This is a genomic window from Ginsengibacter sp. (assembly GCF_057362405.1).
Map to the genome: position 1 here is coordinate 1 of NZ_JBMQQG010000282.1, position 10,245 is coordinate 10,245.

A 10,245-nucleotide genomic window follows, 5' to 3' on the forward strand; every position below is an offset into this window, starting at 1 on the left:
TAAGTACTCCCGGTTTTATGGTACATGTTGAAGTAACGTCAACAGAAACACGCAATACCGAAGTGTTTAATATTAACAATCCCGGCCATGTAAGTGAAACGACAGGGATATCAAAATTATAATCAGGCACGTTTAATTCTTTTAAATCAATTAAGATCCGGTGGTCGTAGACCTCCGGATCTTTTTTAGATTTGAAATATTAAAACCGATTTTTTTTCGTTTGTATTGAAAACCAAAACAATAATCGAGCTTAGCCTAATTAACCAAAACCAATGAGAAATATCTTCTTAGTCATTATTTCACAATTATTTTTTATTAATGCGTTTACGCAAGCCAATTATCAACCAGGGTTCATAATAAAAAATAATGGAGAAACCATCCATGGATGGATAGATTATCGTCAATGGTCGAACAATCCCAGGAAAATACTATTCAAGGAAAATATGGCGGAAAAAGAGGTGCCTTACACCGTAGAAGATATTAGTCTTTTTAGTATTGCAAATAAGGATACATATGCCACGGCAATCGTTACAAAAGATATTCGCCCGGTGGATATTAGATATCTAACCAATGACACCCAGGATTCTGTAGTAACAGATACTGTTTTTCTTCGGGAACTTGTAAAGTCAGATACGTTGAGTTTATATGCTCTAACGGACGATAAGTATCATTTTTACATCAAGTATAAAACAGGTGACTATGAAGAGTTAATTTATAAAATTTACCTGCACGATGGGGCTTCGGAAACACAAACTACTTATCGCCAACAGTTGTTAGTATATCTTTCAAGTAACCGTCCGGACCATAAAGAAGTTGAATACAGGATAAATCACTCGAGGTATGTAGGAAAAGACCTTACAGCGTTAGTACAATTAATAGATAACCGGAGCGGAACTATAACTTTAAAGACAAAAAGAAATAAGCCTTCCTTTTTTATTTCAGGAGGTGGACAGGTTTCTTTTGTAAATTTTAGTGGATTCCCCGATATATCAAAATTGAAATATTCAAATAAAGTGACTCCCGCATTTGGTATAGGAATGGATATTTATTCCGGGAGAAACCTGGATGATTTTACAATAAGATTTGAACTAGTGTACTCTTCACTTTATTATAATGGTAATGGGACAAGTAATGCTAACGTTTTGGCGCCTGAAAAGGAAATTACGTATTCTCTGAAAGTGCATAGTGTTACTCCTTCGGTAGGGTTTTTTTATAATTTTCTGCGAAGCAAAGCTTATAAAGTTTATGCAGGGGTTAAGATTGGCTATAACTTAAGTTCTTACCCCCTGAATGAATATGTTGAAACTACACCGTCTACCAATACTACCAGGACTATTAAGAATGACTACGTATTTGAAAAGGGATGGCTGAGTGGTTCGGCAAACCTGGGACTTATTTTGAGTGATAAGTTTGAAGTGAAGGGGGCCTTTTCAGTTATGGGAAGTTTTTCAAATTATACAAACTATTCGGTAAAGCCCAACGTTTTGTATGTTGGCGCAGCCTACCATTTTTAACGGTTTCGGTTAATCGAAAATAATTTTAGAGGTGATTACTTTTCGCGTTGTCTTTTCCTGCTTTTTTTTGCAGGGTACTTCATTTATAATGCCGTTGGTAAATGGGAGCCTGGTCGGAAAGGCCAGCAAACCTTTCATTCAGCTACGAATCAGTCAAATGGTTCGCTTATAGATTTGGCAGTTTTTGAAAACCATTGAGGCCCTTGCTCAGTTATGTACACACAATCTTCCAGCCGAACGCCAAACTCTCCGGGTATAGAAATCGTGGGCTCAATACTAAAGCACATGCCCTGTTGTATTAGTTGTTTATTGCCCTTCACCATATATCCCCATTCGTGTCCGTCCATGCCTATACCATGTCCCGTGCGGTGAGGTAATCCCGGCAATTGATACCCCGGGCCGAAACCCGCGTCGGTTATTACTTTGCGGGCAGCCGCATCTACTTCTTCACATGCCGCGCCAATTTTTGCAGCATTGAATCCTGCAGCCTGCGCCTTTTGTTCAAGATTCCAAATTTCCAATTGACGTTTGGTGGGTTCGGCGCGAAATACAATAGTCCTTGTTATATCCGACGTATAACCTTCTACGGTGCATCCGCAATCTATTAATACAATATTGCCCTTTTGTAACGTTTGTGGTTTCACGCTGCCATGTGGAAAAGCAGACGATGTTCCAAAGAGAACCAATGCATCAGGATTTGAGCCTCCGAGTTTATGCTGTGCTTCTGCAATTATAGAAGAGAGTTCATGTTGCGTCATGCCTACACGCAATTGGGCGATGCCAAATTTTATTGCGGCGGATGTAATGTCATTTGCTTTCTGCATTAGCGCAATTTCAGCCTGAGATTTAATCATGCGGCAAGGCATCGTTACGGGTGTACCACTTACATAGTTTAAGTATGGCGCTTCTTTTCGTACGCCATCGAGGATAAAAAAACGAAGCCTTTCTTCCATGCCGATGTTGCCGGATTGAATGTTGGTATCTTTTAGCGCAGCAACTATTTTTTGAAAAGGGCTTTCATCTTCCTGCCATGCATACACGTCTTTACCTATTTTAACGAGTTCGTGTAGACGCGATTCTTCAAAGCCCGGGCAAACATAACCTACAGCTCCTTTTGCAGGAATAATAGCGACCATGGCTCTTTCACTTGGCCACCAGCTAATGCCGGTAAAATATTCCAGTGATGTGCCCGCATCCAAAATCAAAGCTTCCATTTTTTGTTCCGTGAGTAACCTTTGTGCTTTTTCTACCCGGGCTACTCTTTCCTGTAAAGTAATTGGCACAACATCATGTGTCATTAATTGCAAATCATCCATCGCAGATTTTTTTTCGTTGGATGGTACACCAGGTGTGCAGGAACTAAATCCGGCTATTCCAGTTGCTGCAGCGATAGCGGAGAGATTGATAAAATCTCTTCTTTTTAGTGTCATATAAAATGCTTTATGATAGAATTATTTTTATAGAAGTTTGAAGATAGGATTAATATTTCTCCTCGCCGGCACGTAGCATGTTGAAACAAACAGGCAGCGGTATCACAGCATTGAGGTAAATTTTACGAATAAAGTGGGCACTTGAAGGAATTATTGTTAGGCGAGTGATGTCGGTCCTGTGTCAGTTAGATAATTTTTTTTGTGCTTATTTCAACAGAACTTGTAGAATTGGTTATATCTGATCTTCCAGTTAACGGGTGTAAACGATATGTCCGGTTTGTTAGGCATAACTTCCCCTGTTGTGCTTATGCTAACTGAAACGCCTACCCGAATAATCCAACCAGCCAAAGTAAACGTTTATGTCAGCTCACCCCTGTTATTTTTCCTTCCACCACATCTATATAATTTGCCTGCGGTATTTTTGGGAGGCCCGGCATCCGTACCATCTCGCCGCAAACCGCTACAATAAATCCGGCTCCCCGGTTAATCACGAGGTCGTCAACGTCTATAATAAAATCACCATCCAGCCCACTGATGGAAGGTTCATGTGTAAAAGAGTATTGTGTTTTGGCCATGCATACGGGCAGATGTTCCAGCTCCAGCATCTTAATTTTTTTAATCATTTCCTTTGCTTTCTTATACAAGACCACATCTTTGGCGCCATAAATTGTAGTAACAATCTTCCTTATCTTCGTTTCAATATCGTCAGAAAGATCATAGGTGTATTTCAGGGGAGGTGAAGGATGCTCACAAATATTTATTACCGCCTGTGCCATTTCCAGTGCACCTTCACTGCCTAGCCTGAAAGAATCATTTTCGGCAAAATCGACTCCTTTTTCTACGCACCATTTGCGTAATAATGCAATCTCTTCTTCTGTATCCTGATCATAACGGTTAAGAACTACCAGCACTTGCTGTTGAAAAGTCCGAAGTATCGCAATATGTTTTTCCAGGTTGCGTATTCCTTTTTCAAGTGAACGTGTATTTGGCAATGTCATTGTTTTTTCATCGGCACCACCGCTTAGTTTCAAAGCCCGTAAAGTTGCGACCAGCACACTCATTGCCGGCTGCAGACCAGCATTCCGGCATTTAATATTAAAAAATTTCTCGGCGCCAAGGTCGGTAGCAAAACCTGCTTCCGTTATCACGTAGTCACCAAACTGTAGCGCAGTTTTTGTGGCCATAATCGAATTACACCCATGGGCAATATTGGCAAATGGTCCGCCATGGATGAGTGCCGGGCACGCTTCCAGCGTTTGCACAAGATTGGGCTGTATGGCATCTTTTAACAGGGCGGTAATAGCGCCCGTAATGCCAAGATCTTTTGTGGTAAATGGTTTATCAGCAAACGTAAATCCAAGCAATATGTCATCAATCTTTTTGCGGAGTTCCTCCAGCCCTTCAGCAAGGCAAAGGGCGGCCATGATTTCGCTGGCGGCCGTTATAACAAACCCGGTCTCAGATGGTATTCCATTGTTTGGCGTATCCAGTCCTGTAACTATTTTTCTCAATACCCTGTCGTTAACATCGAGACATCTTTTAAACAAAACCGTTTTTATGCTTTCGGGTTTGCCGCGGTTAAAAAAGCGAAAATTATCCATTAGTGCAGCAAGCGTATTATTAGCAGAGGTAACCGCATGAAAATCGCCGGTAAAATGCAGGTTAATTTCTTCCATAGGAATCACCTGCGCATATCCGCCACCGGTAGCTCCACCCTTCATGCCAAGACAAGGCCCCAGGGAGGGTTCCCGCAATGCCAGCACTACTTTCTTTTTTAATTTCTTTAATCCGTCGGCGAGACCGATAGACGTAGTGGTTTTACCAATACCAGCCTTTGTGGGAGAAATGGCAGTAACCAATATAAGCTTAGCCGAAGCAATTTTTTCCTGATCAAAACTTTGAATATTTATCTTGGCCTTATAACGGCCATAGGGCACCAGCAAATCCTCGGGCAACCCCAGGTCGGCTGCGACTGCTGTTATAGGCTGAATGGCAGTGTCCCGGGCAATTTCATAATCCGATTTCATAGCATGAATTTTTAAAGAAAAAAAGAGCAATCAAAAAAAGATTTTGCATCACAATTTGATGGTTTTCAGAAATAACCAGGATGACGATGTACAGAAGTGAGAATGATTTATATCATAAAATCTTTTAATTGCGTCAGTCCCTGGAATATCTCCCGGTCCATGCGGGGTGTTATCAGGTGTTTTCAAGCCTGCATCGAAAGCCTTTTTCAACTAACCGTTACCGTTATAGGTATTTTTTGGACTTGTTAATACATCGCTCATTAATCAACCACATCCTTTCATTCAAAATCACGAGCGTATGACGGATGGTAAACTCTTTCGCAGGACCAGAACTGCAGATACGATCCCAATCATAGATTCAGGTTTCGGATAATGGGTAACCATTATTTTCTATAGCCCGATAATTGTTGCCCTTTCATTTTCAGTTGTGAAATGAATAAATGCTTCCGCTGCTTTTACACCGGCTTCCAGGCCTCTGAATTCTTCCAACGGTCTAAAATAGTCATTGTACGTTTCTACAGGGTTTTGTGTTTTGTGTGCAAACATTGCTTCCTTTTTACGTTCTCTAACGGAAGTAATATCTACATAATCACTGGGTGTAAATGCCATGGTTTCCACACCTGTATTTACTTCATAAAAATAGAGATGGAATTGTCTTTTTGATCTTACCCACGCGGTGAGTGCCAGCATACCGGTGACCTGGTGGTCCGGGTGTGCGTCCACAAGCCATTGTGTAAAAACGATACCGGGTTTTAACGCCAATATCATTTTTGTCATTTCCTCGTTTTGTTTTTTATCTAACACAGTATCACCGTCAAGCTGACTCGCAAACAGAGGAGTGGCATTAAGTATTTTGCAGGACGTGTTCGCTTCAGCGGCTCGCAACGCAGCCATTTCTGCATGGGACCTAGCCGGATCACTCGCACCTCCCCGGGTGAGATATATAAATGTTACACTATGCCCGGCATCACTGTATTTTGCCATCGTGCCCCCGCATCCAAATTCAGGATCTCCCGGATGCGCCCCGAGACAAACAATTTGTAATTTATCAGCAGTCTTTTCTTGCCTTATCCCTGTAACAGGTGAAATAGCAAGACCACCCACTCCCATTGCAGAAAGTTTGATAAAGTCACGCCTGGCCGTCTGATTTTTTTTCATTTTCTAATGTAAACTTTTCTTTTGGAAATCGTGCATTCTATATCACAGCGATACCGTTTTTTTCTGATGTTTTGAATTTCCTTGTTCCTGGAATTTCTAAAACTTTAGTTTGATTCTCATGAACCATACCAGGGTTTTTTATGCATCTACCCGTTACCGTTAGGACATTTCTTTTTCCAGATATTAAAACAAATTTTGTTAAATTAGCTCCAATGACCAATAAACTTGAAGCCTTTCAAAAATTAGTTATCGCTAACGCAGCCGATGTAAAAGGCCTTACGGTTGGAGACCGGGCCCCGGATTTTACATTGCCAAACGCCTTCGGAAGAAAAATATCTCTTTCCGAATCTCTTCAATCAGGTGTAGTGATAGTAAAATTTTATCGTGGCGAATGGTGCCCGATTTGCAATTTAGATCTTAGGGACATTCAAAAACACCTGCAACAAATCAAATCTTTAGGAGCGTCGCTTTTGGCTATAAGCCCACAAAAACCGGATGATGCCCTTACTATCACTGAAAAAAATGATCTTAAGTTTGAAGTACTTAGCGATGCAGACCAACAGGTGATAAAAGCTTACAACCTGCAGTTTGACCCCGGGGAAGACTATCATCGCAGGCGGGACCTGACGCTATTGAATGGTGATGGTTCAAGATATCTTCCCGTTCCTGCAACGTTTATTATCAATGCAGATTCAATAATTGAAGCTGCCCATGTTGACGCAAATTATACTGAAAGAATGTCTCCAAATGAAATATTAAGTGTCCTTGAACGAATTTCTATGAATAAGAGAAGTTAGAATTTACATTTGTTTGTTGATTTGATATCTCCCCATGTTGGCCATGAGGTTTCAATCAGTCTAACGTAGGATTAAAAAATAATTTTAGCATTGATAAGTTAAGCAAACGGAACCAGTATTAATATGCTCTTCAAACTTTAGGTTTCTACCAGGTGCTTATCAAAGCCCAGTTGTATCAGGCGTTCATAAGCATTCCAGACTTCGGGAGGTATCTCCTGGAAAACCTGGAAACCTTTAGCCGGATACAATTGTATTCGTTGCAGATCACCAACCATGATGTTTATTACCTTATCCAACGGGATGTCGTCTGTTGCATATTTGTCAAAAGGTATTTGTGGTGATGTAACCAGCAGGTTTTTATGGGGCCAATGTTTTTTAAACGTGGCATAAGACCTTCTTTCCATATAGGGCTTTTGTACTACGATGAAACTTTGCGGATCAATTCCTTTTTCGTTTAATAGCTGTTGCGTAAATATAATATTCTCACCAGTATTAGAAGATTTGTTCTCAATAAGAATAGCGTTAGCCGGTACGCCTTTTTGTATCGCAATTGCAGCAAACTTGTCGGCTTCACTTTCGGTCCACATTTCTTGTGTAAAGTTGCCCAACCCGCCAGACATAATTAACAGTGGAGCCCAGCCCTCCAGGTATAGTTCAGCCGCCCTTTCAGCTACTCTCAAATCATGACTGCCCAATGCAAGTATGCAATCAGACTTTGCCAGTCCGTGATTGACATGGTGGTAATTCCATAGTTGTTGAGCCAGTGATATTACTTCGGGTGTTGTCATAAAAAATTTAACTTTAAAAGATTATGGTACGATAGCTTTTGCAGTGAACATGCCACGGTAATACTTGCGGTAACCATATCCCAACAGCAGGTTGGGCACCATTAAAGTAACACCCATTAGCCATCCGGATGGCACCAGGATGGTATGAAATAATAATACATTTAAACTGATGGGAAAAAGGACAACAGCAAAGAATGGCGCATAACGATTGAACAGTAACGATAATCCTCCGGTTATTTGAATAACTTTTATCATTGGATAAAAGTAGCCAACGCCTTTAAGTCCAGCGATAAATGCACCGGTTTTACCCGTATGAAGCGGCTGATACGGTATAAAATGAAGGAAATAGTCGAGGCCAAAAACGAGGTAAAGGAAGCCAAGCAGGACGCGTGAGATTAACACAGTACGTTTCATCAGGAATTGTTATTTGATTTTAGTTTATTCAAAGTTGAGCAATTAAAATAACAATTACGTCAAAAACGAATATCGTATTAGTGCAACCAGGTTTATCTCTGGATTGCATTAATACTTGTTATGATTTAGACATAATAGACTTGACACTATTCCTTAAAGTTCTTTTTCAGCTCCATCAGCTTTGCCTGGAAAGGATTCATTGGTTGCGTTTTTTTTGTAACTGGCTGCTGACGACGAATTTTAGGCTTTGCCTGTTTTACTTCTGATGCAGTCTCTTTCATAGATAGCGCAATTCTTTTTCTCGGTATATCAACTTCCGTAACTGTTACCATTACTTTTTGTCCGAGTTTCACCACTTCGTTCGGGTCACTGATAAAGCGGTTACTTAAATGTGAAATATGAACCAGACCATCTTGCTTTACTCCTACGTCTACAAAGGCACCGAAGTTAGTTATGTTGGTAACGATACCCGGAATTTTCATGCCGGGCTTTAAATCTTCCATACTACTAACGCCGTCGGCAAAACGAAATTCTTCAATCGTGGAACGTGGATCACGGCCGGGCTTTTCCAGTTCTTTTAAGATATCTTCTATAGTAAACTGGCCAATTGTTTCCGTAACAAAATCTTTTGCCTTTATTTCTTTTCGAAGGGCGGCATTTTGTATCAGTTCGGGAACAGTACTTTTTACTTTTGCGGCCATAGCCTCCACAACATGATAGCTTTCCGGGTGAACGGCAGAATTATCCAGCGGATTTTTTGCGTTAGACACCCGAAGGAAGCCTGCACTTTGTTCATAAGCTTTTGGTCCCAGCATGGCTACTTTCTTCAATTCTTCGCGACTGGTAAAGGCGCCATTTTTCATACGGTATTCCACCACATTTTTTGCTACGGTTGCACTAAGTCCGGATACATACGTCAACAAATGTTTGCTGGCAGTGTTTAAGTCGACACCCACGAAGTTGACGCAGCTTTCAACTACATGGTCTAATGCTTCCTGCAAACGGTTTTGATTTACATCATGCTGATACTGGCCAACGCCAATGCTCTTTGCGTCAATTTTTACCAGTTCGCTCAATGGATCCAGCAGGCGGCGGCCGATACTAATTGCGCCACGAACCGTAACGTCTTCATCGGGAAATTCTTCTCTGGCTACTTCGCTGGCGGAGTAGATGGAAGCGCCACTTTCATTCACCATGAAAAAGGCCACTGGCCTGCCAAAATCAATACCGCGAACCAACTGTTCTGTTTCTTTACTGGCCGTTCCATTTCCATAACCGATAGCATCTATATTAAATTTGGCAACTAATTCTTTAAGCGTTTGCACGGCTCCGTCCCAATCATTTTGCGGAGCGTGAGGGAAAATGGTATTGTATTTTACAAAGCCCCCGTTTTCATCAAGGCATACAACTTTGCACCCCGATCTGAAACCGGGATCAATCGCTAATATTCTTTTGTGCCCAAGCGGTGATGCCAGCAATAACTGGCGAAGGTTTTCGGCGAATACCCGGATCGCTTCTTCATCGGCTTTTGTTTTACTTGCCAAACGGAATTCTGTTTCTATGGATGGTTTCAACAAACGGCTAAAGGAATCCTCGATGGCCAAAGCAACCTGCTGCGATGCTGTGTTGGAAGTGGTGATAAACTTTTCCTTGAGTCCGGCAATTGCTTTTTCTTTTTCAATATTGATATCCATAATAAGAAATCCTTCTTTTTCGCCGCGGCGCATGGCGAGTATCCTGTGAGAAGGACTTGTAACTAACGGTTCACTATAGTCGAAATAATCGCGGTATTTCTGTGCATCGTTATCTTCTTTTTTGCTTGTGAGTACTCTGGATGTTATTACTGCCTCTTTTGTAAATAACTTGCGGATAATATTTCGTGCCTGCTCATTTTCTGCAACCCATTCTGCAATAATATCTCTGGCGCCCTGCAATGCTTCAGCGCTATCTTTTACCTGCTCGTTGATAAACTTTGCCGCCTCGGCTTCGGTATCCAAATTTTGCTGACTGAATAGTAAGGTGGCGAGCGGTTCCAATCCTTTTTCGACAGCCTGCGTAGCCCTTGTTTTACGTTTGGGTTTATATGGCAAATAAATATCTTCCAGTTCAGTGGCTGA

At 41.3% G+C, this 10,245-nt stretch carries 8 protein-coding genes; 2 read left to right on the forward strand and 6 right to left on the reverse strand.

Features of this window, described 5'->3' with window-relative positions:
- The first annotated feature begins 272 nt into the window (after nt 1-272).
- Nucleotides 273-1,514 carry a hypothetical protein gene (locus ACO1O5_RS23080; RefSeq protein WP_486274526.1) on the forward strand — a complete coding sequence of 414 codons (1,242 nt, stop codon included), beginning with the start codon at nt 273-275 and terminating at the stop codon, nt 1,512-1,514.
- A 149-nt stretch (nt 1,515-1,663) separates the two neighbouring features.
- On the opposite strand, the gene ACO1O5_RS23085 is transcribed toward ACO1O5_RS23080, so the two are convergent.
- From ACO1O5_RS23085 to ACO1O5_RS23095, 3 genes are all read right to left on the reverse strand, one after another.
- Complete coding sequence (locus ACO1O5_RS23085) at nt 1,664-2,944, reverse strand: M24 family metallopeptidase (protein WP_486274528.1); 1,281 nt, start codon at nt 2,942-2,944, stop codon at nt 1,664-1,666.
- 362 nt (nt 2,945-3,306) lie between these two features.
- On the reverse strand, nt 3,307-4,971 hold the full coding sequence (locus ACO1O5_RS23090; protein WP_486274530.1) for a formate--tetrahydrofolate ligase: 1,665 nt from the start codon (nt 4,969-4,971) through the stop codon (nt 3,307-3,309).
- Nucleotides 4,972-5,361: 390 nt separating this feature from the next.
- Entirely contained in the window at nt 5,362-6,129 is a 768-nt protein-coding gene (locus tag ACO1O5_RS23095) for a PIG-L deacetylase family protein (protein WP_486274532.1), read from the reverse strand.
- Between the two features lie 212 nt (nt 6,130-6,341).
- On the opposite strand from ACO1O5_RS23095, the gene ACO1O5_RS23100 reads away from it, so the two are divergent.
- Complete coding sequence (locus tag ACO1O5_RS23100; protein ID WP_486274534.1) at nt 6,342-6,926, forward strand: peroxiredoxin-like family protein; 585 nt, start codon at nt 6,342-6,344, stop codon at nt 6,924-6,926.
- A gap of 137 nt (nt 6,927-7,063) precedes the next feature.
- Here the strand turns inward: ACO1O5_RS23100 and ACO1O5_RS23105 are convergent, their stop codons facing one another.
- The 3 genes from ACO1O5_RS23105 to ACO1O5_RS23115 all read right to left on the reverse strand — a co-directional run.
- Nucleotides 7,064-7,714, reverse strand: coding sequence for a YdcF family protein (locus ACO1O5_RS23105; protein ID WP_486274535.1), 651 nt, complete (start codon nt 7,712-7,714; stop codon nt 7,064-7,066).
- A 21-nt stretch (nt 7,715-7,735) separates the two neighbouring features.
- On the reverse strand, nt 7,736-8,128 hold the full coding sequence (locus ACO1O5_RS23110) for a hypothetical protein (RefSeq protein WP_486274537.1): 393 nt from the start codon (nt 8,126-8,128) through the stop codon (nt 7,736-7,738).
- A gap of 146 nt (nt 8,129-8,274) precedes the next feature.
- Nucleotides 8,275-10,245 (reverse strand): Tex family protein (locus ACO1O5_RS23115; RefSeq protein WP_486274538.1); only part of this gene is annotated, 1,971 nt, incomplete at its 5' end.

Excerpts from the sequence above, each read along its gene's own strand:
- ACO1O5_RS23080 (WP_486274526.1), top strand. The coding sequence starts at position 273 with ATGAGAAATATCTTCTTAGTCATTATTTCACAATTATTTTTTATTAAT.
- ACO1O5_RS23085 (WP_486274528.1), bottom strand. The coding sequence starts at position 2,944 with ATGACACTAAAAAGAAGAGATTTTATCAATCTCTCCGCTATCGCTGCA.
- ACO1O5_RS23090 (WP_486274530.1), bottom strand. The coding sequence starts at position 4,971 with ATGAAATCGGATTATGAAATTGCCCGGGACACTGCCATTCAGCCTATA.
- ACO1O5_RS23095 (WP_486274532.1), bottom strand. The coding sequence starts at position 6,129 with ATGAAAAAAAATCAGACGGCCAGGCGTGACTTTATCAAACTTTCTGCA.
- ACO1O5_RS23100 (WP_486274534.1), top strand. The coding sequence starts at position 6,342 with ATGACCAATAAACTTGAAGCCTTTCAAAAATTAGTTATCGCTAACGCA.
- ACO1O5_RS23105 (WP_486274535.1), bottom strand. The coding sequence starts at position 7,714 with ATGACAACACCCGAAGTAATATCACTGGCTCAACAACTATGGAATTAC.
- ACO1O5_RS23110 (WP_486274537.1), bottom strand. The coding sequence starts at position 8,128 with ATGAAACGTACTGTGTTAATCTCACGCGTCCTGCTTGGCTTCCTTTAC.